The organism is Corynebacterium sp. 5QC2CO (assembly GCF_024580435.1).
Classification (GTDB): Bacteria; Actinomycetota; Actinomycetes; order Mycobacteriales; family Mycobacteriaceae; genus Corynebacterium; species Corynebacterium jeikeium_D.
In genome coordinates this window covers 119,013-142,223 of the sequence record NZ_JANIKI010000006.1, presented here as the reverse complement: position 1 = coordinate 142,223, position 23,211 = coordinate 119,013, and the positions used below count along the sequence as shown (strand labels likewise).

The window sequence follows — 23,211 nt, the reverse complement described above, 5'->3', positions numbered from 1 at the left end:
CTTTAATGTGCAACGGTTAATTATACGACGAACCCGCCTTCCCTTCTAAGAGAAGACGGGCTCATGTGAGCAATTACTTACCAATACACAGCTCTGCGCGGTATTGCGTGCTCTTTTTGGTGAAGACTTACTTCTCGTCTTCGTCTGCCAGCTCAATCAGACCGTAGTCGTATGCGTGACGACGGTAGACCACGGACGGACGAGAGGTTGCCTCGTTAACGAAGAGGTAGAAGTCGTGACCGACGAGCTCCATCTCAGACAGAGCGTCTTCCACCGTCATCGGAGTTGCGGAGTGCTGCTTGGTACGCACAACCTGGCCCGGGGTCACGTCCTCAACCAGATCCTCGTACGGATCAGCCTTTTCCGGAGCCGCTGCCTCAGCCTCTGCAACCAGCGAAGCAGTTGCCTCACCGACGGACATCGGTGCACGGTGGCCAGAACGGCTAATCTTGCGACGAGCCTTCACCTTACGCAGGGAGCGCTCCATCTTGCCCAGAGCAGACTCCAGTGCAGCGTAGAAGCTATCTTCCTTCGCTTCCGCACGAGCCAGGTGCCCCTTGCCAGTAGCGGTGATCTGAATACGGTCAGAGCGGTCTGCACGGCGCGGATTCGGCTCGTGCTGGAGCTCCACGTGGAAGAAGGTCAAAGTCGGGTCGAGGCGCTCAATCTTCGCCAGCTTCGCCTTAACACGATCTGCGAAGTGCTCTGGAACCTCAACATTGCGCCCGGTGATGGTCACCTGAGCGTTCGGGCTGAGTACCTCGTTGTTGTCAGCAGGTGTGGACACTTGCTACCTACCTCCCGGTATGGCCACCGCCCTTCCGTGAGCGGGATTACTCACGGCGTCTACGGTGACGAGTCTTTCTGCACCCCCAGGATACAGTTCCGGGGGTAACCAATGCCACGTTCCCCTCGTTTATTTTTCGCTTGCCGACGACACCCCTGCGTCTACGCCCGGGCGAGCACCAACACCATGTCGATGCGAATCCCCAATGACGCTGCCACCAACTCGGTTTCCGCTGCCGTGGCACCAGTGGTGGCCACATCATCAACCAGAATTACTGTCGCCTGCGCACAGCGTTGTAGCAGCTTGTCGCTAATTCCGCGCTTGAATTGCGTCAGCGGCACAATGTGGCCAGAAAGATTTCGTCTGCGTTGAGAAGCCCCCAGCTCCGCGGAATCCCGCGTGCGCCCGCCAATGCGCACCAGGGGCAATACCGAACTGGAGGGGAGCTGACTGCAAGCAAAGTCGCAGGCAATTGTTACCGGGTCCCCACCCCGTTGTCGACGGGATGACGATCTTGTCGGCGCGGGAATCAAAATGACGGGGGTAATTTCCGGGGGCATTATATGGCCATCAGAGGCCAGCCTTCGTACCGCAGCGGCGAACACGGCCCCCATGATTCGTCTGGCTTCACCACTGCCCCGTTCTTTGGCCGACAAAATGAGATGTCTCCTCGCACCCGAGTACGGACCGCAGGTCCACGCTGCTGCGCGTAACGCAGCCCGCGGTGAAAACCGCACTGGAGGTTGCTGAAGATCGTCCTTGCAACCGCGACACAGCGCCCCGGAGCAGCCGCACACCGGACAGGTTTCCGGTATCACGAGGCCGATCGCATCGCGGGTAACGTCGTAAAGCGCGCGCAGAAATTCCTGCGATGACCTCCCCTGCGCCATTAATCCCCTCCCCGATTTGCGCTTATTCCACAGACACCGGAGCCATTCGACCGCGCGCACCCGGAACCTGGCGCCAGAACTGCTGCTGCCCCTCGCTGGAGATCAGCTCCATGACACCGGTGGCATCCAATGCGTAACGCTTCGACGAGGTCGCGGTAACTACAGGAATTGGCGGTGTCAGGTTGAGCTTCGGCAGAACGGAGCTGGTCGCACCGTCCGGGAAGGCACTCCACATCGGGGTGTCTCCGCTGTAACCACCCACCGTGATCGTTTGATTCGGCGACCACGTCAGCGACACCGGGGAAACGTTTTCAGGGAGCGGCAGAGCGCGCGGGTGCGTCAACTTCCACGGTTTATCGTCATGCCTTTCGATGGTGGCGATATAGACTTCACCAGCGATAATCATCGCTACCTGCGTGCCTGAAGAATCGATGCGGAATTCAGAAATACTGGCGTTCTGGCGCCCCGCGCCTTCGCCGCCGTCAAGAAGGTGATTGAGCTCAGAGGTATCGACCTCCTCCTGCTGAATCCGGGACGACGTCGACTGCCGAACCAGGCGTACGACGGTTGTACCGTCCTTCACTGTCCAGACCGCCTCGGCGTCTGGAGACCACGTCGGACGGGTGAGGCTCTCGCCAGTCAGCACAGGAACCGGCTGATCTTGTATTCCGCCGAGCATCAATGTGGACTCACCGAGGTCATACGAACCGGCACGACCATCCACAGCCGAGCGGAACACCGCGGCAATAAGCTCACTGCCATTGGGGTTGACGCCCACTGCCGCGGAAAACACCGCAGTGCTGCCGCTGGCGGTCCAGCCGCGTCCCACAGGTGTGGCGTGGCCGTCGGCGATATCGTAGATACCGCTGCGGTCGACCGTCCGCAACGGTGCGTTATCAGCCGGTAGATGATTCGGGTCGTAGAGCTGGATTGTGTCGGTGTCCTTCGTCCACGGCTCGTCGTGGCTGGCAACTAGTGGTTCGCCGTCGGCCATGAGCATCCACGGACCACGGAAATCTGCCGAGTCGAGAGTCCAGATAATCTGCGCCGCGAGCATGACACGCAGCTCCTCGGAAACTTCACCCAATCCGGTGATTTCGACCCTGCGACCGTCCGCGTTGGACACAGGTCCTGCTTCCACCGCAATTGAGGCATTGGGCTTGAGCACGGTGGTGACGCCCGGTCGCAGTGGTGCTGATGGTCCGTTCTTCAGCTTTGTCAACAGATTGGTCGCACCATCGGTGACGCCACGATAGAGCCAACGACGATCTGTGACCAAATGATTACCCGCCGGGTCGAGGAAATAGACATTGCGAGGCACATTGTTTTCCAGGAATGCCTGACGCTCCATGACAACACCGTCCGGCAGCGAGGAAATGCGCCACTGCCCATCCGAACCGAGCTTCATCTCCACGGTTTCCTCATAGTCACCGGACTGGGGCTCATAAGCACCATCAGTACCGAATTGACCAACGCTGCGACCTCGGGCAACGAAGGACTGTCGCGATCCTCCTTCATCCCGCTGAGCGATGAGGTTGACACCGTCGAGAATGCGGGCGCTATCCTGCGGTTTCCAACTGGCCGCAAGTTCCGGGGTCATGAAGGCACGCATAGCTTGAAAATCATCAACCGGATGCGCGGCCGCGGCGAAAAAGTCGCGCAGGACAATGTCTGCATTGACATTCGGACGTGGCTGCGGAACTTCAATACGAACTTGGGGCGCCTCAAACGGACGCAGCACCTGGGGGCTGGTGTTCCGCGGAATGGTGGTACATCCTGCGGCCGTGCCCAAAATGATCACCGAGCTAAGCGCCACTGTCTTACGCAGGACGCGACGAGCCTTCGACTGTTGCTGCGCCGTCATTTAACTATCCTCCTCTCGTGCCTGTTGGGATTCGCTATCGCTAGTCCTCTGCCCCTTACCCTGATCCTGGCTCTTGACTTGCGGTGCATTCGATTCCGATTCCAACTCCCGTGCACCAATTTCCTGCTGGTGTGGAATCTGATCAGGCAGCGGGGGAACTTCCAGTCCGAGCGGAGGCTCACCGAAGCTCGCATCGGGCTCCAGTGGCACAGTCAGACGGAAACAGCTACCGACCGTCGGCACGCCAAATGCCTCTAGTTCCCCACCGTGCAATTGTGCGTCCTCGCGCGCGATCGCCAAGCCAAGTCCCGTACCGCCGGTGCGTCGGACACGCGAGGGGTCAGCACGCCAGAAACGGTTAAACACCAGTTCCTGCTGCTCCGGCTTTAGCCCCACACCGTGGTCAACGACCGTAAACGAAACCGCGGAATCGCTCGCCCTCACTGTGACATCCACCGGATTGCCCTCACTGTGGTCAACAGCGTTGGCCATAAGATTGCGTAGCACGCGCTCGATACGACGCGAGTCGACTGTCGCCATTACCGGTTCATCGGGCAGATGGAAGCGGATGGGTGTACCGGTCTCCTTAGCCACGACCGTTACCTGCTGATAGGCAGCATCCACGCAGCGACGGACATCGACCTTTTCTGCAGACAGGTCAGCAACGCCGGCGTCGTGGCGTGAGATCTCGAGCAGGTCATTGAGAAGCATCTCAAAACGCTCAAGCTCCTCGTTCATCAGCTCAGCTGCGCGGCGAGTCGCCGGATCGAGGTCCTCAGCGCCGTCAGCAATAAGATCGGCGGCCATACGCACCGTGGTCAGAGGCGTCCTCAACTCATGCGAAACATCGGAGGTGAACTGTCGCTGCAGACTGCCGTACTCCTCCAGCTGTCTAATCTGCGTCGACAGCGATTCGGCCATCTTGTTAAAGCTCATGGCCAGTCGCGCCATGTCATCTTCACCCTGCACGACCATGCGTTCGCGCAAATGACCGTCGGCAAAGCGCTGGGCAATCTGGGCGGCGGAACGCACTGGTGTCGTCACCTGATTGGAGAAGAACCAAGTAATACCGCCGAGAAGCGCCATGATGACTACTGTCGCACCGGCGAGCAAACCACGAACCAACTTAATAGTCGATTCCTCTGCGGCCATAGAGGTGACCAGATAGAGCTCAAGCCCATCAACCGAGGTAGAAGTGGGGCTACCGATAATTAACGCCGAGTACGTATCACCGCGATTGTCAGTGACTTGGCGTACCTGATATGCAATTTGTCCCTGCCGGACTACTTCATGCAATCGTTCTGGAACATCGGCCTTAATCGGCGATGAAGCCAACACCGTGCCTCGTGGCACCGGCGCCACGAGCAGCGGTTCATAACTTGTCAGTGGTGCAGCACCGGAACCGGCTGCACGGTTCACAAGGGCATCCCGTCCCACGTTGAGCAGAGCTTGCAGCTCGTTGGACGAAGAGTTCTCAATCGCCTGCTCCACCACCGCGCGAGCACGGTCAATTTCCTCGTCGGCGGCAGTAACCTTTGCGTCGATAAGCCGCTGGGTAACAATAGTCGCCAGCGCGAAACCGAGTACCGCAATCACCATCGCGCTCAGTACCACCACAGAGGTCAGAATGCGCGCTTGAATAGACGTGCGCCAGAGCGTAACCGCCCAGGTCACTCCCCTATTGGTGAAGTCTCGAAGCTTCGTTATTAATCGACGCAAGAATCGGCTCCCACTAAAGCTGACTGGCCTTGATTAGTCACCCGTCTTGTACCCGACACCGCGGACGGTCAGCACAATCTGGGGGTTCTCCGGATCCAGTTCAATCTTCGAGCGCAGACGCTGAACGTGAACGTTGACGAGTCGAGTATCCGAGGTGTGCTGATATCCCCAGACCTTTTCCAACAACTCATCACGGGAAAAGACCTGCTTCGGACGGGATGCAAGAGTGTGCAATAGGTCAAACTCCAACGGGGTCAGAGAAATCTCCTTGCCATCGCGGAACACGGCGTGACCGGGCACGTCGATGGTCAAGTCGCCGACCTCGAGGGTCTCGCTCGGGCTGTCCTCTTGACGACGCAGCCGAGCGCGCACACGCGCCACGAGCTCCTTCGGCTTAAAGGGCTTCGTGACATAGTCATCCGCACCGGTTTCCAGGCCGAGGACCACATCGACCGTGTCGGTCTTCGCAGTCAACATGATGATCGGCACCGCCGATGTCTCGCGCACAGTGCGACAGACATCGACACCACTCATGCCCGGCAACATGAGATCCAGCAGAATCAAATCTGGATTCTCCCGCTCTGCTGCCTTGACGGCTTCGAGACCATCGTCGACTACTACTGTGTCGAAGCCCTCGCGCTCCATCACCATCGTGAGCATTTCGGCGATGGCCGGATCATCATCAACAACCAGGATTTTTGAGCTCATGCGACATATTCTAAACGTAAAGCTATCTAGTTCTGTAGTTTCCAGTTGAGGTGACTAGCGCAGGCGTGCACTAATCCATTCCACAAGGCGGTCCGCCCCATCGTCCCCCGTAAGCATCAGCCATGGTGACTGCCACGAGCCCTCCGCGAACTTTTGGTACGCCGCCAGCGTGCGCTCCTGCAAACCCGAGTCCTTTTCGTAGGCATCCCTAGTTCGCTGCACATCAGAGGCTTCCCGCTTGCGTGCGCGGTCGGCTGCCACTCCCACCGACGTGGCCAGACAGACCTGAACGTCGGGAAGCGGAAGCTGGAAATCCTCGAATTCTGTCTTCTCAATCCACTCGACGATCTCCGGATCCTGTGTGCGAGCCAGGGAGTAGGCCGCGTTGGACGCGACGTAGCGATCGATAATCAGAACATCGTTCTCGCGCGCAGCATCAATAATCGCTTGACGACGTTCTTTGCGGTCCAGAGCGAACAGGAGTGCCATTGCCCAAGCGGAGTCCGCGGTGTCGCCGAGCTGACCGTGCAAGGCTTGATCGGCGAAATCAGCGAAGATTGTCTGCCGGTACGCCGGAAAGGTCATCGAAGAAACGGAGTGCCCTTGACTTCGGAGTTGATTGGTAACAGCTGTGACAAGCGTGTTCTTGCCAGCACCGTCGATTCCTTCGACTGCGATAATCAAATTTTTCTCCTCGCGCACATGGCTGCGGCCTAGCCTTGGCTAGGACTAGTAGCGGTAGTGCTCTGGCTTATACGGCCCCTCGACGTCAACGCCGATGTATTCGGCCTGTTCCTTGGACAGTCGGGTGAGCTCGCCGCCGAGTGCCTCGACATGAATGCGAGCGACCTTCTCATCCAGAATCTTCGGCAGACGGTGGACAGAGTTGTCGTACTTATCACCGTTGCAGTAGAGCTCAATCTGCGCGATTGTCTGGTCGGCAAACGAGGTCGACATTACGAAGGACGGGTGTCCGGTGGCATTGCCCAGGTTGAGCAGGCGCCCCTCGGAAAGCACGATAAGAGAGCGCTCCTCGCCGTCAGCATGCGGGAAGATGTACTCGGTGACCTGCGGCTTGATCTCCACACGACGGACATCATCGCGGTGGTGCAGGCTATGCATGTCAATCTCGTTGTCGAAATGGCCGATGTTGCCCAGCAGCGCGTGGTTCTTCATCTGCTGCATGTGCTCGAAAGTGATGACGTCCTTGTTACCTGTGGCGGTGATGACAATGTCGACATCTGCGATGACGCTCTCAGTAGCGACGACGTCGAAACCGTCCATCAATGCCTGCAATGCGTTAATCGGGTCGGCCTCGGTGACCTGAACGCGAGCGCCCTGACCCGCCAGCGCCTCCGCGCAGCCCTTACCCACATCGCCGTAACCGCAAACCAGCACATTCTTGCCGCCAACCAGCATGTCGGTACCGCGGTTAATGCCGTCCAGAAGGCTGTGGCGGGTGCCGTACTTGTTATCGAACTTGGACTTGGTGACCGCATCGTTGACGTTCATGGCTGGGAATGGCAGCACGCCCTGCTCTGCGAAGTGGTAGAGGCGGTGGACACCAGTGGTCGTCTCCTCTGTAACACCCTTGACCGACTTTGCAATTCGGTGCCAACGGCCGGCATCCTTCTCCAGGCTGGCGCGAAGCATGTCCTTGAAGGCAATAAACTCGTCCGAATCCGACTCTTCTGCAGGCGGCACCAGGCCAGCATCCTCGAATTCCATGCCCTTAATGACAGCCATCGTGGCGTCGCCGCCGTCGTCCAGAATCATGTTGGCATCTTCATCGCCCCAGTCGAAGATGCGATCGAGGCACCACCAGTACTCCTCCAGCGTCTCGCCCTTCCAAGCGAAAACCGGAACACCCTGCGGGCCCTCCGGAGTGCCGTCTCGCCCAACGACGACAGCCGCAGCGGCCTCATCCTGGGTGGAGAAGATGTTGCAGGAAGCCCAGCGGACCTCTGCGCCCAGCGCCGTCAAGGTCTCGATGAGCACCGCGGTTTGAACCGTCATGTGAATGGAGCCGGAAATACGGGCACCAGCCAGTGGCTGCTGCTCTGCGTACTCTTCGCGCAACGCCATTAGGCCCGGCATCTCGTGCTCAGCCAGACGAATCTGGTGACGACCAGCCTCAGCCAGGGAGAGGTCTGCAACCTTGAAATCAATGTTCTTCGAGGACATGTAACGCTTTCTCTAGATTCTTTGACGTGAGATTCTTCTTAAAGAATCACTACTGGGGACGCGAGAATTACTCTACCGCTTCGACGCAGTTTTCCAGCGCCGCCTGGTCAGACTCACTGAGTTCCCCCAGAAGACTATCGAATACCTCAGATGCGATAGCCAACGCATCTTCCTCGCTGCCGTGCGCCTCCGAGATCCCCTCCCGAATGAAGCTGTAGTCCTCCACAATGTCACCGCCGCTAAATGGCGCACCATTCCAAATTGCAATAATCACAGCCGCCGCGAGTGCGCATGCCTTCTCATCGCTGCTTTCGGAATCCACCCCAATGCGGCCAGCATCAATCAATGCACCAACGCGATCCTGTGAGTCGAGATCCTGAACCTCATCGAAGAGTTCAATGACCGAATCGCTACCAAAAACCTCAGTCTCCCAGATGGACATGATAGGTGGCCACGCTCCTTTCGCGCTTCGAACCAATTGCCAGTTTTCGTCTTTCGACGAGCGCTTTCCAAAGAGCGCTTTTCGACGAGCCCACGGTAATCTGGCCGCCGCCCTAATAGCTGTCGCCTGCACGTACCGCTAGCCGGAAAACCGCATGTGGCCTTACCGAAGTTCTACCCGACTTTTCGTCACTTTTACAGTGCGAGAGACACATTTAATCCCTCCAGCACAATTTTCACCCTAGAGAGAAGATAACGGGCATGTTAAGTTAGTTCCCAGACCTCGTAATGCAACTGTTATCTTTTTCGTTACAGGGCGACCTCACGCATGACACGAAAGGAGTACCTACCATGGTGAAGAAGGCTTTTGGAGCTCTTCTGCTCGCAGCCCTTCCCCTGAGCGTTTCGCTCGTTGGCTGCTCCGACAGCAATGCTGCCGAGGGGGCGAATCCGGAAAACGCCGGCTCTCAGTCGAAAATGGAGACCTCTGCTCCGCTGCCTCCAGTTCCTAGTGATGCCGAGCTGCAGCAGAGCACTGAATCGAATTCAGATTCCTCGCTGACTGAGACGACTGGCAGTCTGGTACCTCGTCCGACCACACCATCGAGCACCGAGATCGTTGAGGATCCGTACCTGCCACCGCAGGCGTATATCCCGCCGACTTCCACAAGCTCAAGTACGACAACTCCGACGTCGACGACATCAACACCTCCGACGACCACGGAGACCACAGAGCCCACTTCTGACGACGTTTCTTCGCCGACCCCGAGCAAACCGGTGCCACTGCTACCGGAAGATAACTCGGAAAAGCCGAACGACACTCTTCCGGAAGGCGACGGTGGCGCAGCAGCTGAGCCGAAGCCGCCTTCATCGCAGGCGCAGTCCCAGTCGGGTACGCAAACCACAACTCCGTCCGAGACTCCTCAGAAAACTCCTTCGAAGGAGCCGACGTCCCCAAAGGAGCCGACACCTCCGAAGGTGCCGACACCACCGAACAACCAGGCCCCTTCGAAGGAGAAGGACACCGCTGGCGGCAATGGGGCCAGCAATAGCAAGATTTCCCCAATCCCGGAAAAGCCGAAGGACTCCGGATTCCTGGGAAATCTCTTCGATAGCGACGAGGACTAACCCACCCGCGGGACGGTCGCGACAAAAACGGTTGCCCCGTCTTGGCCCGTAGTCAGCTCAATATCGGCTGCGTCGACAGCCGGAACCCAGGCCGCATGGCCGCTGGGAACCTCAACCACGGAGTCGTCGTGACGCAACGTCACCGTGCCCGCTGTAGACAACACAACCGTGGCGGATTCGGCGGCGAGCAGAACATGTTCGCCAGACTCCAGGTCCCGCGAACGAAGGCGGAACTCGCGCACCGGCGCGTCATAGTCATTCCAGCCATCATCGGTCAGCCGCGACTGCAGCACCGGATCTGGCAGCGGGCGGAAAGAGAGCACGCGCAGTAGCTCCACGACATCGACATGCTTAGAGGTCAGGCCTCCGCGCAGCACGTTGTCGGAGTTGGCCATGATTTCCACGCCCATGCCATTGAGGTAAGCATGCAGCTGTCCCGCACCAAGGTAGATGGCTTCGCCAGGCTGTAAGCGAAGGCGATTAAGCAGCATCGAACCCAGGACTCCCGGGTCCCCCGGATACTTTCGAGCCAGTTCGCAGGTGGTCTCGGCTACTCGCGAAAACTCCTCGTCATCGCCACTGTAACCCGCGCACTTGGCAGCCACGGCTTCGACCAGCTCATCGAGGACATCCTGGGGCAACGTCAACCACGTTGTAAACAATGCCCGCAGAGCGCTCTCGTCATCGGCGGCATCGAGCAGTCCCATGTAGTGGTCGAGCTCCGGTACCGCCAGCGCCGCGAGCAACTCCTTCGTGCGCTCCACCGTGCGGAACCCGGCCAACGCGTCGAAAGTGGTCAGGGCGACAATGAGTTCTGGCTTGTGGTTGTTGTCCCGGTAATTGCGGAAATGCGCAGTGGCCGGAATGCCCTCCGCATTTTCGCGTGCAAACCCCTCCTGAGCTTCTGCCAAGGTGGGGTGTGCCTGCAGCGATAGCGGCTCATCGGCTGCGAGCAGCTTCAACAGGAACGGCAGCCTGCCGTTGTCGGCGTCAATTGCGTATCCGAGCGCAGCCGCTGGATCCTGCGCAATGAGCTCATCCAGCGGCGTGCCGGCCACTGTGGCCGATGCCAGTGCATGCGCACCAAACCACAGTTCCGCCCAGGGCTTCGATGTGGGAGCGTCCGCACCGGTGATTCTCGCCAAATGTGTACGAGACCCCCAGGGGTACGACTGCAGCACGGGGTCCAACAGCTCCATGCCCGTATCACTCCTCTAATAGTCACTACTGGCGCGAGCACGCCAATCTCACCGAAGACCCAAAAGCCTTCGGTGACACCCGGCGATTACGCAGAAAACGCCGCAATCTCACCAACTCTGGCTGCAGTAACACATACTTCAACCAGTGGATGATGAGTCTCCGCATCGAGCGCAGGGCACTCCACACGAGCCCATCCAGCCTCGCCGTAGTGGTTCCGGTAGTGGCCCACGTTGTTCGGCGCAGCTAAAACAATCGCCCCCAACGGTAGCACTGTCGCCCCTTCATCCCCACCATCAATGAACGGGTCATAGAAAATATCCCGGCTTGCCTGGGGTTCTGCAGCGAGCAATGCGCCCACGCTAAGAGACAATTCGCTTATCGACGACGATGCCGAGACCACGCCTGCCTCGAGCATCTGTAACGATGCCAGCTCCGCTACCGGCGCCAGCGCCGAGGTTGTCGACACTGCAAGCATTCTGCGGCCGGCCAACCACTGCGCTACCTGCCGCGCGGGATTAACTGTTTCATCTCGCTGCGGAGCACAAGCCGCAATATCGGCGTCCACCGCATCGGCGACTTCCTCAACTACCCCAGCCGGAGCCAGAGTGGTGGCGCCACATTCGGTGAGCGCGCTGGCGATGGCACCGACATAGGCGGTAAAGGACGCCGACTCCGCCATCGCCGGGCGCGGAACCACAACCGTATCGGGGCTACCGGCGGCCCGCAATGGCCCTTCACCGGGGTCCACCACGACTGTGGCTGCTCCTCGCCTATCAGCTTCAGCCAAAGCTGCACCCAGTGGGCTGCCGGGGTTGTCGTCACAGACGATGACCAAGTCGAGGGCGCCGACATAACTGGGCAACTGATGCGCAATTACGACCGGGCAGCGGATGTCGTCGGCAAGCGCGCGCACGGATTCGGCGGCGAGCTGCGCCCGACGATTTCCCACGAGGATGACCGCGCTGCGCGGCAGTGGAAGTTGAGCAAACGCTCCCCCGCGAGTCGCGGAGGCAGCAGTTCTGAGACCTGCGCCGGCAGTGGCCATACGGTAGAACAGGGCCTCTTGGCGCGGGTTATGGGAGGAGTCGAATGACGAGGTCATACTCCCAAGCATGCCTGAAAACGGGCGTGTGGGGTTGATTAACCGCGGATGATGCCGAGAACTTCGTCGACAAGAGCGTCGACCTCAGCACGCGTCGGCGCCTCGACGTTCAGACGCAGCAGCGGCTCCGTATTGGAGGCCCGGACGTTGAACCACGCCTTGGAGTCCGCCAGCTCAATGGTCAGGCCATCCATCCAGTCCGAGGACTCGGTGCGATCGGCAAACGCAGTCTCGATTTCCTTCTGCTTAGCCTGCTGCTCCTCTGCGCTGCCCAGGCGGGAATTAATCTCACCCGAGGCCTCGTAGCGGTTGTACTCGGCCATGAATTCGCTCAGTGGCTTATCCTGCTCGGCCAGTGCGGCCAGGACATGCATGGCGGCGAGCATGCCGGAGTCAGCGTTGAAGAATTCCTTGAAGTAGTAGTGCGCCGAATGCTCGCCACCAAAAACAGCACTGTGCTCGGCCATTTGCGCCTTAATGAAGGAGTGTCCAACACGGGTACGGACCGGGGTTCCGCCGTTTTCCACAATCATCTCCGGCACGACGTGCGAGGTGATCAGGTTATGGATGATAGCCGCGTCCGGGTTCCGCTCCAGGTAGCGGGTGGCCACCAACGCACAGATGGCCGATGGGCTGACCGGGTTACCCTTCTCGTCAACGACGAAGCAGCGGTCAGCGTCGCCATCGAAGGCAATACCGATGTCTGCGCCCTGCTCCACCGTGAACTTCTGCAGGTCAACGAGGTTGGCGGGCTCCAATGGGTTGGCCTCGTGATTCGGGAAGTTGCCGTCGAGCTCAAAGTAGAGGTCAGCAACATCCATGTCTTCCCCGAGCACTGCCGGGACTGTCAGTCCCCCCATACCGTTACCGGCATCGACTGCGACCTTCAGGCGACGGCCAGAGCGGATGTCGACCAGCCCATGGAGGAAGGCCGCGTAATCCTGCAGAACATCCTCGTGATCAATTTCGCCCGGAGTGCCGGTGTACTCCGGGATTCCGTCGACAAGCAGATCCTTAATCTGAGCAAGCCCTGTCTCCTGCCCGATTGGGCGGGCAAGCGAACGGCACATCTTGATGCCGTTGTATTCAGCTGGGTTGTGGCTGGCAGTGAACATCGCACCCGGGCATTCCTTTACTCCGGAGGCGAAATACAGCTCGTCCGTAGAGGTCAGGCCAAGCAGGGTGACATTGAGCCCCTGTGCTGCCGCGCCGTCGGCGAAACTAGCCGCCAACTCCGGTGAGGACTCACGCATATCGTGGCCAACTACGGCACGTGTTGCGCCCTCTGAACGCATGACGTGTCCGAAGGCGGCGCCGATGGCTCCGACAAGGTCCGCGTCGATGCCCTCACCGACAACACCGCGCACGTCATAGGCCTTGATGACGGCATCCAAATCGGAACGATTGTAAGTGCCCACGAAAAACCTCTCTGGGTAAGTATCAGTTTTGTGAAAAATGATACTAGCCACAGAGAGGCTCTCACAAAGAAATGCCGCGGCAAGATGGCATGAGCTGGGGCACGGCGCCCGACCCGTTAGTCGTCCGAATCCTCCGGATCGCGAACTACATGCAGGTGACCGCGCGCGGATTTCCGCGTCGACGGGTGACGGCTGGAATCAATCTTGTAGGTCTGAGGACGGTTGTCGGCCTCATCCCGCAACACCAGGCCAGTCGCGTTGCGGCCAGCTTCACGGACGGCTTCGGCCAGTGCGGTCAAATCATCATCGTCCTGGGCGGGCGTCGGCACGTCGTAACGCACGAGCTCCCACCCCAGCGGTGCGGTGATGGAACGCGCGTGCTTCTCACAGAGATCCCAGCTATGCGGTTCGGACGCGGCGGCGAGCGGACCCACCACAGCCGTCGACTCCGCGTAGGCATACGTCAACGTAGCTACGGCAGGTTTGCCACAGCCGGGCCGGCAACAACGTCTAAAAACACTCACGGCATCAAAGTCTAGACCCTAACTTTAAGTTTCGATAGTTTTTCTCCCACCCCGGGCGTTTTTCGCTTTCCGACGCGCCCCCGGGACACCCCAGCCTTACCCAGTAAACCTGCGACATGGCCGGAAGCTGGCCTCACCCACGTTGACAGGCCGACCGATTATGCTCAACAAATATGAATTCATCGGCTTATACTCCGCGCTCATTGCGACGCTCACTGCGACGCGGCCGCGGACCTCGGGGCCCTCTGCTGCCGCCGGAAGTACCTCGTTGGAAGAGCCGTTCAGAAGCTTTTGACCAGGCGGTTATTGACGCCTATGCCCCATTGGATCAGCGCTGGTCCCGACAACTGTCACACCTGGACATCGCCATCGATACGATTCCTCGCATGCAGTTGCGCCCGGACATGTACTTCCCGGAAGAGATTGTCGCTGACGGACCTGTACCGCTGGGACGGCTTATCCCCGCTGGCATTGACCGCGTAGGCAACCCCACCCGCCCCTGCGTAGTAGTGTTCCGCCGCCCCATTGAGCGCCGTGTCTCGGGCCGAGTGGAACTGGACCAGATGCTGCAATATGTGCTGATCCGCCTGGTGGCGGTATATCTGGGCATTGATCCGGTTGAGGTGGACCCCAGTTTCGACGAGAACTTCCTGTAGAAAGCTTTCTTCTAAGGAGATCCCCAGAGAGCGGGTTAATAGACAAAAAGTGTGCGTGATTCTCAGGATAGTAACTGGTCAGGCCTTATAAATTACGGGCTGCACGCGTGAATACGGGCTGCAAATGTGAAACTGTGCAAGTTTATGACACTTTCAGGCCATTTTTCGGGCGATTTTTGACATAAACGCAGTCAGTAACTCGCATTAAGGACTAAGCGACAAAAGAGCCCACCCGGCGACATGCTGAGCGGACACACTTTTGTCTATTAACCCTAGAGAGCAACGAAAAATCCCCCAGGGGTTTACCCCAAGGGAGACTGTGGCATTGCGTGCACACGAAAAACTAACCGCGCGGTCCTACCCAATCTGCCGCTTCAAACGGCGACGCTCACGCTCAGAGAGGCCACCCCAAATACCGAAGCGCTCATCATGCTCGAGAGCAAACTCCAGGCATTCATCTCGCACACCACAAGCACGACAAATACGCTTTGCTTCGCGAGTGGATCCACCCTTCTCAGGGAAGAAAGCTTCTGGATCGGTCTGGGCACACAGAGCCTGCTCCTGCCAGTCCTGATCGACGGCTTCAAACAACCCCGAAAGGTCATCTGCCCACTCTGTCAACGGCCGAGGCTGGTTTTCAGAGGAGCTATCATTCACAGCGATGTCACCCGCATTCGTCTCACTATCCACAGCAGAGCCGCCATCAAACATGCTGGACTTTTCCATGCCGAGGGCCTCCTGATGGTTGTTGCTGCGGGTCTTTAAATTGGGCTTAGTGTGCGAAACACACATTTGTGATTACACACGTGTAACCCACCATCGGTCAAGCCGAATAGAGAATTTGCCCCAATACTTTTCATTGCCCCTGAAGCCCCTCCCCCCGCGTTGGGGATTAAGTTCAGGTTGAAGGATGGTGCCCAAACCTTAAACCTGCCACCTGAACTCAATCACATTCGCCACATGCCTCTCACCAGCAACTTTGGCGGCACTTCGGCAACTCTAATCAGATATTGCCGACAAAAGTCTGACACGCCGAAGGCTGCAGACTAGACATCCGTCGAAAAACGTACTCCATGATCGGGGATCTGGACGCCCGGCCACACACGGATACCGTTGATCAATTCACAGCGCGCACCAACGACGGCACCCTCGCCAATAATGGCATCACTGATGACCGTTCGCGGGCCAATATCGGCACCATCGGCAATCACAGAGCGCTCAATCACAGCACCGGCACCGATGCGTGCGCCGTCGAAGATCACCGATTGATCAATCCGAGCGCCCGCACCAATCTCCGCCCCACGGCCGACAACAGAGCCACCGTAGAGAAGAGCGCCGCCACCGACCGACGCAGATTCGTCGACAAGCGCTTCGCCGTGCTTACCCTCTAGAAGTGGTGACGGCGCGATACCGCGGACCAAATCGGAGGAGCCGCGGACGAAGTCACCCGGAGTCCCCATGTCACGCCAGTAGGCGTAATCAACGTAACCGTAGACGTTCATACCGCGGTCAAGCAGCGCTGGGAAGATTTCACGCTCGACGCTAATGGGGCGACCAGCCGGAATCGATTCGATAATCTCGCGGCGGAACACGTAGATACCGGCGTTAATCTGATCGGTTGGCGGATCCTGGGTCTTCTCCAGGAACTCCAGGACGCGCCCATCCTCATCGGTCGGAACACAGCCGAACGCGCGTGGATCAGGCACACGGACGAGGTGCATCGTGACGTCCGCATCCTTCTCCGCGTGGGTACCCAACACCGCGCGCAGGTCGGTACCGCCGAGGACATCTCCGTTGAAAATCATCGCGGTGTCATAGCGCAGCTTGTCTAGGACGTTTCGGATACCGCCACCGGTTCCCAGCGGCTCAGCCTCAAAGACGTATTCAATTTCGAGACCCAAATCCGAACCGTCGCCGAAGTGTTCTTCAAATACTTCAGCTCGGTAGGAGGTGCCCAATACCACGTGCTTCATACCTGCTGCACGAATGCGGCCAAGCAGATGCTCCAGGAATGGATGCCCTGCCGTGGGCAGCATCGGCTTCGGCGTATTCACGGTAAGGGGACGCAAACGCGTACCTTGCCCGCCGACCAGAATGACAGCGTCAGTCTGTTCAGCCAACGTGGCTCCCGCCTGCTGTGCAGCATCCGCTCCCGGCTGGAAGGCGGAGCCATGCCCAGCACTCGGACGAACTTCGGTAGTCATGAAATCGGTAACTTTCTTCGATGGATCATTCCAACAGTTAATTAATTCCTACGCTTTTTGACCGCGATTATGACTTTGCCACGCAGGAACAGCCCCAAACGCAATGCCAGTCGCACAGGTGCCAGCGCCGGCCCCGGCAGGCGATCTGACATAAAACGGTATGCCGACTCGTGATGGGCCTTTACGGTAATTTCCGGGTGCTTACTGGCAGAATGTCCCTGCGCGTGACGTATCTCTGCACAGGGACAGAAAACATTGCTCCAACCGGCCTTGCCCAGTCTGTCACCCAAATCCACGTCCTCCATGTACATGAAGTAGCGGGTATCAAAGCCATCAATCTGGTCGAACGCATCCCACCGCAGCAGCAGGCATGCGCCCGACAACCATCCCGCCGATCGCTCACGATCCATATCCGTGTCATCCCGGTAGTGACGTGAGAAAGGGTTAGTAGGCCAGATATCGGCAAGCAGCGCGTGTCCGATACCGCTGACAAGTTTAGGAACCGCGCGTGCCGACGGGTACACGCTGCCATCCGCCTCGCGAATCAGCGGACCAATCGCTCCAGCTTTGGGATTGCGCTGCGCGCATTCCAACAGAACATCGATTGCGCCAGGGGCAAACACCACGTCAGGGTTGACCAGCATGACGTAATCAGGATTGATTTCACCAGCACGGCGAGCCCGCCCCAGCTCCGCAATGCCACGGTTGGCGGCCGCGCCATAGCCAATGTTGCCGCCGGTGCGCAGAAGCTGAACAGCCGCTCCGGTCTCCTTGGCCCGAGCTTCTTCCTTCTCCACGGAACCATCCGTCGAGCCGTTGTCGGCCATAATCAGACGCGTGGAGGCACTGGCGGCGGGGCCCAGCGAATCCACCAGCTTGCTCAGGTGCTCACCGGGCGAAAAGGTCACGGTGACCACACCGAGCGGAAGCTGCGAGGGTTGCGGGGAATTCGAGGTTTCAATCACAAACCTAGACCCTAGGTCAGGACTGCCCGCAAAGTGTCCTGCCACTCCGGAAGTGCATGTAGACCTACCTCACTCCATGCCGAACCATCCAACACGGACCAGGCCGGACGTGGGGCCGGACGTGGGAACTCACTGCTGGTACAAGCCACCACACGCTGCGGATCGTGACCGGTGAGCCGAAACACTTCGCGAGCCACCTCGAACCATGTCGCCTCACCGCTGCCCGTGACATGGAAGGTGCCGGTCGGTGCGCTGCTCGGTTCAGACAACACACGTTCGGACAACTCCCAGATAGCCCCGGCGAGATCACCAACAAAGGTGGGGTTACCGTGCTGATCGTCAACGACCTTAATAATTGCCGGGTTGCCCTGGTCGTCAGTCGCCGTCTCTGCCAGACGAATCATCGTGGAAACGAAGTCCTTGGCCTCCGGCTGTGTGGGCCCCGACCAGACCCACGCCGTGCGCAAAATAGCGAAACGCGCACCCGAATCACGCACATTATTCTCCCCCACTAACTTGGTACGTCCGTACATAGTCCGAGGCGCGGTGAAATCATCAACTCGCAGCGCTCGACGCTGCCCCGTCATCTCATCGATTGCTACATCACCGAAGACATAGTCGGTGGAGATGTGAATGAGATACGCGTCTTCCTTTTTCGCCCGAGCTGCCAAGTACTTCGGTCCAAGTGCATTGATAAGGTGCGCCGAACCGGGATCGGATTCTGCGCCATCGACATCGGTCGCCGCTGCTGCGTTAATGATGATGTCGACGTCGTCAAGCAGAGGCGTTGCCTCCACAGCAGCCGAATCAGTGATATCCAACTGTGCCCGAGTGAGAGCGCGCACCTCAACATCGGCGGCGAAAGAATCACACTGAAGCGCAGTACCCAGCTGTCCCCCCGCACCAGTTATGGCGACAATGGGACGCCGCGAGTTGCTGTGGGTTGGTCCATGAGTGGCGAAATGCGAGACTGAAATTTCAGACATATTCTTCTTTATCACTATCGTAGATACGATTGACACTGTGTTGAGGTGCAACCGGATACGGATTGACACTGTGTTGAGGTGCCACCGCACACGGTTGGACGGTTAAGGTTTATGTAGTTTCCGCAGCTGCTTACTGCCCTCCACGATGTGTGGAATGCCCACGCAGACATGCAGCACAAATTATATTTTCGAAAACGGTTTAAGAGGAGCCCCGGTTTGAGCAGCCACACGCCACGCGCGCGTCACGCACGCGATATTCAAGCGCCACCGTCCTCTGCAGAGAGTACAGCCCAAGCTTGGCCGCCGATGCTACGCAATGCGCTTGTGCTGCTCTCAGCCATTATCCTGGTTATTTCCGCAGTTGGCTGGTGGACACTTGGTAGGACCACCGACAACTTGGGTTCGGGTGGCGACTTCGGTCTGGGCAGTGAGAAGGACGGTGCAACCGATATTCTGCTCGTCGGCTCCGACTCTCGCGCCGATGCCCAGGGCAACCCGCTGACTCCGGAAGAAGTTGAGCTTCTGCGTGCCGGTGACGAAGAAGCCACGAATACAGACACGATTATTGTGATTCGTGTTCCTGCCGATGGTTCTTCAGCGACGGCAATTTCCATTCCGCGCGATACCTATGTCCACACCAATCGCCTAGGCAACACAAAGATTAATGGTGTCTACGGCAACACAAAGCAGATGGTGGAAGAGGAACTCGCAGGAAGCGGGGCCTCGCCGGAAGACATTGAGCGTCGCTCGACCGAGGCCGGACGTAGAGCTCTGATTGAAACCATTAGCGACCTCAGCGGTATCACCGTTGACCACTACGCAGAAGTTGGCCTGCTCGGCTTCGTCCTGCTCACTGACGCCATCGGCGGTGTCGATGTATGTCTGAATGAGGCTGTCTACGACGAATTCTCGGGTGCGGATTTCCCGGCGGGCTCACAGACCTTGAAGGGTGCCGACGCGCTCTCATTCGTCCGCCAGCGTCACGGTCTGCCCCGCGGTGACCTCGACCGAATTACTCGCCAGCAGGTCTTCATGGCCTCGTTCACCAATAAGCTGCTCGGCGCTGGCACACTGTCTAATCCCGCGAAGCTGTCTGAACTGGGCAACGCCGTCCAGCGCTCAGTGGTGCTCGACGACAACTGGGATGTCACCGGATTTGCCACCCAGATGCAGGGCCTCAGTGGTGGCAACGTGAAGTTTGAAACTATCCCGGTGACCTCGATTGACGGTGTCGGTGACTATGGCGAGTCAGTGGTCACAATCGATAAGGGCCAGGTTCACAAGTACTTCGACACCCTGCTGGGCCCCAAGGAAGAAGAAGCTCCGACGAAGGAAGAAGACGAAAAGAAGGCTGACCCCAACGCGGCTGAAACTACAGTCAGCGTTTACAACGCCACAGGCATCGAAGGTTTGGCCAGCGGCGTCTCAGGTTTCTTAACGGAAAAGGGCTACACCCAGGGCGAGGTCGGCAACGCTGAGTTCGCCGGCGTTGCCTCCAGCCAGATTAATGCGGCTGACCCAGAGGATCCGGCAGCGCAGGCCATCTCTGAGGCACTCGGTGGCGTACCGATTGTCCACGATCCATACCTCGATCCGCACCACATCTCCGTGACAATTGCCGGTGACTACGAAGGCCCGGGATTGACATCAGAGGGAATGGCCACTGAATCGGGCGACGGTGCCGAACCCGCGCCTGAAGTAGAAGATGGCTCCAATGGCGATGTCATCGGCCAGGAAGGCGGGTCCATTCCGCAGGAAGATCGCCCCGCTATCGACGCCGCCGGTGTGATCTGCGTGAACTAGGTCCGTCGCTTCGGGGAGACCTCAGCGACATGTTCGATGAGGTTATATTCCTCAATTGCGGCTAAGGACTCCTGGGCCTCCTGTTCGTCCAGCACGTTCATGATGAACCCGTTCTGGACGAACACCCAATCACCTACCACCAGCTCAGGCACGTACATTGCCGAGCATTGCCGCTTCTGCCCCGCCATATCCACTGTCGCCATCGGCAGTGGACCATCGGCGATTGCCAAAACCCGGGCAGGAATTCCAAGACACATCGTGTTACTTCGTCCTCTCCTCTACAGTCGGGGCTTCCGCTGAACCACGGCTATCCGTTGTCATATTGTCCGCAGGTGCACCGGCATGTTCCTGCATCGTGAATGTCATCACTCCCGCAGGTGCCGAACTACACGGTAGGCACGGATCAGCGGCCCAGATGGACTTCTCGACCCCCTCAGTCTCCCCGCCACCGCACAGCTGCTCGGTGAGCATACGAGTCAGCCAGGGCTCATTCTGCGCAGTTGGCGTCATGATCTGACAATCCGTGATGATGCCGTCAGCTCCTGCCGTATAACGATGCACTAACAGCCCGCGCGGCCCGTCGATCATCCCGACACCACTGCGATGCCCTTCAAAGTCAGCGTTCTCAATCGCCGTCGCGGCATTCGGATCGCACACATGGTCGCCGAGCAGTTCCCCGTCGGCAAGCACCCGCTTCGCCCAGTCCACGGTGTCGGCGAGAAGCTGGCGTTGGGCGTCGCGTGGGCTGATTCCACGCTTATCGACGACAACCTGCCTGGAGACCGGCCCCACCCGGTAGAAATCTGCCTGCTGACCTTCACAGCCATCCGTGTCCGGCTCCTTCGAGGCATCAAACACCGGTCTGGGAGCGGCATCGCCCGGGCGGGACTCCCGAACACGTGTAGGCCAATCAGCAGCCGGGAATATCTGCGCCGCGGTATCGGTGTCGTGCCGCGCGACTGCCAAGTAATTTCCCAGCGGAGCCAGCTCACCGTCAGCATCGACAACTGCAACATCGAGGCCGTCAAAAGTATCCGTCCAAGCATCATGAGCATCGGGGGCGGCAAGAAGCTCCACTTCCTTGATTACCGCCGTCTCAGCCAGCACCTCCAGAGCACTTTCTGCCTCAGCAACAAGCGTCTTATCCACCGACGCGCGCACGCCTCCGGGCACAGCGACATCCGGGAAGTGCGACGGCGCCCCCGCTGCGCGCATAAGCGCCTTCCCGGCGCGTTTCATCTCCCGCGCACCCTCGCGGTCGACGGCCACAAACTTGGTCGCTAGATTATCCAAGGTCGACCCGGCCGCCAGCAGCTCTCGAATCAGCTGGGCAGTCCGAGGGATTTCGGAGAGCCCATAGAGGTCCTCCACTGCCCGTACACCTGCAAGATGATGCACAACCGGGCACAGGCCACACAGCCGCTTGGTGATATCTGGCACATCTAATGCCTGCTTGCCCACGAGCATCCCGTCGATACGCGGCAGCCCTGAAAGGTCGAAGGACGCCTGTGTGATGGCGCCGTTGTCATCGCGATAGACATCCAGTCGTGCCTCGAATGGGTCAACAAGCTCATCGAGCTGGATGTGCTGGGTAACCGGAACGGATTTGGATGACATGGTCCTCCTGCGCCTCCTTCGCGCTGAGTGCTTCGCCATAATGGTATCTGTGCATGAGCTTGGATTGTTGACCAGCGTGGTGGAAAAGATTGCCGAGGTCTGCCCGGGGCGCACCGTGACAAAGGTGTCGATGCGTGTGGGCGACCGCTCCGGGGTCGTCTACGATTCCCTCATCGCCGCATGGCCCGTGGCCAGTGCCGCGACGCAATGTGAGGGCGCCGAGTTAGACGCTGAGCTCATTGTCTCGACGGTCTACTGCCCCACCTGCGAGGCCGAGCATGAAATTGATGAATTCTATGCTCTAACCTGCCCTGTCTGTGGAACACCAACTGCGGATTTACGGCACGGCCGCGAGTTTGAAATCTCCAGTATTGAGGTCAGCGCTGAGGGCGAGGGTTAGGCGTCGCTGTCGCGCTCGTCGGCAAGCCAGCTGTCGATGAGCTCGCGCGCAACCTCAGTCGCCTCCTCAATGCCGCCAAGTGCCGTGTTGCTCAGCCCCACCACCATGTCGGCAGACTCGTAGACCACTCCCACCACACCGACGCGCTCAGGCTCCTGCCCCAGCAGTCGCGCCGCGGTGAGCAAATCCAGCAAGCCGACCTGATGCGCGGACAGCTTTGCCGCCAATAGTCGCGGGATCTGGTCACCAACGAGCTTGACGACGGTACCGGGATCCCCCGGACCAGCGAGAGCGTCGAGCAACAATAGGTTCTTGGCCTCCTGCACGATGGGCAGCAACTCCATACCGCAGGTGCCACCATCGATGTAGGCAACCGCACCCGTCCATTCGTCCCCTCGCCCGGCGAGGTTCGCAGGATCATCGAGGTTGGAGGGCGACCAGACCAGATGCGCAGAATCCCCAGCCTGCGTTGTCTGCCCCATGCCTGCAGATTCCAGTTCTGGGGCAAGACGCCTCAGCAGCTCGAGACCAATGCCGTCGTCGCCCATGACGGGGTTGCCGATGCCAAGAACCGTCACCAACGGGGTGCCAGCATCAGCACCGGTGACTGCGTCG

23 protein-coding genes are annotated in these 23,211 nt (G+C 59.0%); 4 read left to right on the top strand and 19 right to left on the bottom strand.

What is annotated here, in order from left to right:
- Positions 1–127: 127 nt before the first annotated feature.
- From hpf to NQ014_RS06910, 8 genes are all read right to left on the bottom strand, one after another.
- A complete protein-coding gene (hpf, locus tag NQ014_RS06945; RefSeq protein WP_016422210.1) occupies positions 128–787 on the bottom strand; it encodes a ribosome hibernation-promoting factor, HPF/YfiA family in 660 nt (219 codons plus the stop codon).
- Between the two features lie 161 nt (positions 788–948).
- Complete coding sequence (locus NQ014_RS06940) at positions 949–1,206, bottom strand: hypothetical protein (RefSeq protein WP_257074462.1); 258 nt, start codon at positions 1,204–1,206, stop codon at positions 949–951.
- A 493-nt stretch (positions 1,207–1,699) separates the two neighbouring features.
- The gene (locus NQ014_RS06935) at positions 1,700–3,541 is read right to left on the bottom strand and encodes an LpqB family beta-propeller domain-containing protein (RefSeq protein ID WP_257074461.1); all 1,842 of its coding nucleotides are present in this window, start codon (positions 3,539–3,541) and stop codon (positions 1,700–1,702) included.
- The gene (gene mtrB, locus NQ014_RS06930; protein ID WP_257074460.1) at positions 3,542–5,215 is read right to left on the bottom strand and encodes an MtrAB system histidine kinase MtrB; all 1,674 of its coding nucleotides are present in this window, start codon (positions 5,213–5,215) and stop codon (positions 3,542–3,544) included.
- Between the two features lie 78 nt (positions 5,216–5,293).
- Positions 5,294–5,968, bottom strand: coding sequence for an MtrAB system response regulator MtrA (gene mtrA, locus NQ014_RS06925; RefSeq protein WP_187404316.1), 675 nt, complete (start codon positions 5,966–5,968; stop codon positions 5,294–5,296).
- Positions 5,969–6,022: 54 nt separating this feature from the next.
- Positions 6,023–6,652, bottom strand: a complete 630-nt coding sequence (locus NQ014_RS06920; protein WP_257074458.1) for a dTMP kinase — start codon at positions 6,650–6,652, stop codon at positions 6,023–6,025.
- A 45-nt stretch (positions 6,653–6,697) separates the two neighbouring features.
- The gene (gene ahcY, locus NQ014_RS06915) at positions 6,698–8,152 is read right to left on the bottom strand and encodes an adenosylhomocysteinase (protein WP_257074457.1); all 1,455 of its coding nucleotides are present in this window, start codon (positions 8,150–8,152) and stop codon (positions 6,698–6,700) included.
- A gap of 67 nt (positions 8,153–8,219) precedes the next feature.
- Positions 8,220–8,594, bottom strand: coding sequence for a DUF4259 domain-containing protein (locus NQ014_RS06910; protein ID WP_049191146.1), 375 nt, complete (start codon positions 8,592–8,594; stop codon positions 8,220–8,222).
- 350 nt (positions 8,595–8,944) lie between these two features.
- Between NQ014_RS06910 and NQ014_RS06905 the strand changes: the two genes are divergently transcribed.
- Positions 8,945–9,721 (top strand): hypothetical protein, encoded by a 777-nt coding sequence (locus NQ014_RS06905; protein WP_257074456.1) that lies wholly within the window; start codon positions 8,945–8,947, stop codon positions 9,719–9,721.
- Here the strand turns inward: NQ014_RS06905 and manA are convergent.
- The 4 genes from manA to NQ014_RS06885 form a co-directional block, all read right to left on the bottom strand.
- The gene (gene manA, locus NQ014_RS06900) at positions 9,718–10,920 is read right to left on the bottom strand and encodes a mannose-6-phosphate isomerase, class I (protein ID WP_257074455.1); all 1,203 of its coding nucleotides are present in this window, start codon (positions 10,918–10,920) and stop codon (positions 9,718–9,720) included. The genes NQ014_RS06905 and manA overlap by 4 nt on opposite strands.
- A gap of 86 nt (positions 10,921–11,006) precedes the next feature.
- Positions 11,007–12,023: a hypothetical protein gene (locus NQ014_RS06895; protein ID WP_257074454.1), complete on the bottom strand. Its 1,017-nt coding sequence runs from the start codon at positions 12,021–12,023 to the stop codon at positions 11,007–11,009.
- A gap of 38 nt (positions 12,024–12,061) precedes the next feature.
- On the bottom strand, positions 12,062–13,441 hold the full coding sequence (locus tag NQ014_RS06890) for a phosphomannomutase/phosphoglucomutase (RefSeq protein ID WP_257074453.1): 1,380 nt from the start codon (positions 13,439–13,441) through the stop codon (positions 12,062–12,064).
- Between the two features lie 116 nt (positions 13,442–13,557).
- Entirely contained in the window at positions 13,558–13,965 is a 408-nt protein-coding gene (locus tag NQ014_RS06885; RefSeq protein ID WP_257074451.1) for a DUF3499 domain-containing protein, read from the bottom strand.
- Between the two features lie 173 nt (positions 13,966–14,138).
- Here NQ014_RS06885 and NQ014_RS06880 point away from each other — a divergent pair, with 173 nt between their 5' ends.
- Positions 14,139–14,621 (top strand): metallopeptidase family protein, encoded by a 483-nt coding sequence (locus NQ014_RS06880; RefSeq protein WP_070439494.1) that lies wholly within the window; start codon positions 14,139–14,141, stop codon positions 14,619–14,621.
- A 357-nt stretch (positions 14,622–14,978) separates the two neighbouring features.
- Here NQ014_RS06880 and NQ014_RS06875 read toward each other — a convergent pair whose 3' ends face one another.
- The 4 genes from NQ014_RS06875 to rfbD form a co-directional block, all read right to left on the bottom strand.
- Complete coding sequence (locus tag NQ014_RS06875) at positions 14,979–15,347, bottom strand: WhiB family transcriptional regulator (protein WP_005510060.1); 369 nt, start codon at positions 15,345–15,347, stop codon at positions 14,979–14,981.
- A 320-nt stretch (positions 15,348–15,667) separates the two neighbouring features.
- The gene (locus tag NQ014_RS06870; protein WP_257074450.1) at positions 15,668–16,825 is read right to left on the bottom strand and encodes an NDP-sugar synthase; all 1,158 of its coding nucleotides are present in this window, start codon (positions 16,823–16,825) and stop codon (positions 15,668–15,670) included.
- Between the two features lie 41 nt (positions 16,826–16,866).
- The gene (locus NQ014_RS06865) at positions 16,867–17,790 is read right to left on the bottom strand and encodes a glycosyltransferase family 2 protein (RefSeq protein WP_257074449.1); all 924 of its coding nucleotides are present in this window, start codon (positions 17,788–17,790) and stop codon (positions 16,867–16,869) included.
- Positions 17,791–17,801: 11 nt separating this feature from the next.
- Entirely contained in the window at positions 17,802–18,776 is a 975-nt protein-coding gene (gene rfbD, locus NQ014_RS06860) for a dTDP-4-dehydrorhamnose reductase (protein ID WP_257074448.1), read from the bottom strand.
- A 168-nt stretch (positions 18,777–18,944) separates the two neighbouring features.
- On the opposite strand from rfbD, the gene NQ014_RS06855 reads away from it, so the two are divergent.
- A complete protein-coding gene (locus NQ014_RS06855) occupies positions 18,945–20,579 on the top strand; it encodes an LCP family protein (RefSeq protein ID WP_373467711.1) in 1,635 nt (544 codons plus the stop codon).
- Here NQ014_RS06855 and NQ014_RS06850 read toward each other — a convergent pair.
- Entirely contained in the window at positions 20,576–20,836 is a 261-nt protein-coding gene (locus NQ014_RS06850) for a HypC/HybG/HupF family hydrogenase formation chaperone (RefSeq protein ID WP_257074447.1), read from the bottom strand. The two genes, NQ014_RS06855 and NQ014_RS06850, sit on opposite strands and share 4 nt — an antisense overlap.
- 4 nt (positions 20,837–20,840) lie before the next feature.
- On the bottom strand, positions 20,841–22,196 hold the full coding sequence (locus NQ014_RS06845; protein ID WP_257074446.1) for a nickel-dependent hydrogenase large subunit: 1,356 nt from the start codon (positions 22,194–22,196) through the stop codon (positions 20,841–20,843).
- A gap of 40 nt (positions 22,197–22,236) precedes the next feature.
- On the opposite strand from NQ014_RS06845, the gene NQ014_RS06840 reads away from it, so the two are divergent.
- The gene (locus tag NQ014_RS06840; RefSeq protein ID WP_172954599.1) at positions 22,237–22,596 is read left to right on the top strand and encodes a hydrogenase maturation nickel metallochaperone HypA; all 360 of its coding nucleotides are present in this window, start codon (positions 22,237–22,239) and stop codon (positions 22,594–22,596) included.
- Here the strand turns inward: NQ014_RS06840 and NQ014_RS06835 are convergent.
- Positions 22,593–23,177, bottom strand: a complete 585-nt coding sequence (locus NQ014_RS06835; protein WP_306438525.1) for a hydrogenase maturation protease — start codon at positions 23,175–23,177, stop codon at positions 22,593–22,595. The two genes, NQ014_RS06840 and NQ014_RS06835, sit on opposite strands and share 4 nt — an antisense overlap.
- Positions 23,178–23,211: the final 34 nt, after the last annotated feature.

Excerpts from the sequence above, each read along its gene's own strand:
- NQ014_RS06850 (WP_257074447.1), bottom strand. The coding sequence starts at position 20,836 with ATGTGTCTTGGAATTCCTGCCCGGGTTTTGGCAATCGCCGATGGTCCA.
- NQ014_RS06905 (WP_257074456.1), top strand. The coding sequence starts at position 8,945 with ATGGTGAAGAAGGCTTTTGGAGCTCTTCTGCTCGCAGCCCTTCCCCTG.
- NQ014_RS06875 (WP_005510060.1), bottom strand. The coding sequence starts at position 15,347 with ATGGAAAAGTCCAGCATGTTTGATGGCGGCTCTGCTGTGGATAGTGAG.
- NQ014_RS06910 (WP_049191146.1), bottom strand. The coding sequence starts at position 8,594 with ATGTCCATCTGGGAGACTGAGGTTTTTGGTAGCGATTCGGTCATTGAA.
- manA (WP_257074455.1), bottom strand. The coding sequence starts at position 10,920 with ATGGAGCTGTTGGACCCCGTGCTGCAGTCGTACCCCTGGGGGTCTCGT.
- mtrA (WP_187404316.1), bottom strand. The coding sequence starts at position 5,968 with ATGAGCTCAAAAATCCTGGTTGTTGATGATGATCCGGCCATCGCCGAA.
- NQ014_RS06870 (WP_257074450.1), bottom strand. The coding sequence starts at position 16,825 with ATGACTACCGAAGTTCGTCCGAGTGCTGGGCATGGCTCCGCCTTCCAG.
- NQ014_RS06935 (WP_257074461.1), bottom strand. The coding sequence starts at position 3,541 with ATGACGGCGCAGCAACAGTCGAAGGCTCGTCGCGTCCTGCGTAAGACA.
- NQ014_RS06880 (WP_070439494.1), top strand. The coding sequence starts at position 14,139 with ATGAATTCATCGGCTTATACTCCGCGCTCATTGCGACGCTCACTGCGA.
- rfbD (WP_257074448.1), bottom strand. The coding sequence starts at position 18,776 with ATGTCTGAAATTTCAGTCTCGCATTTCGCCACTCATGGACCAACCCAC.
- NQ014_RS06840 (WP_172954599.1), top strand. The coding sequence starts at position 22,237 with ATGGTATCTGTGCATGAGCTTGGATTGTTGACCAGCGTGGTGGAAAAG.
- NQ014_RS06855 (WP_373467711.1), top strand. The coding sequence starts at position 18,945 with ATGCAGCACAAATTATATTTTCGAAAACGGTTTAAGAGGAGCCCCGGT.
- ahcY (WP_257074457.1), bottom strand. The coding sequence starts at position 8,152 with ATGTCCTCGAAGAACATTGATTTCAAGGTTGCAGACCTCTCCCTGGCT.
- NQ014_RS06895 (WP_257074454.1), bottom strand. The coding sequence starts at position 12,023 with ATGACCTCGTCATTCGACTCCTCCCATAACCCGCGCCAAGAGGCCCTG.
- NQ014_RS06845 (WP_257074446.1), bottom strand. The coding sequence starts at position 22,196 with ATGTCATCCAAATCCGTTCCGGTTACCCAGCACATCCAGCTCGATGAG.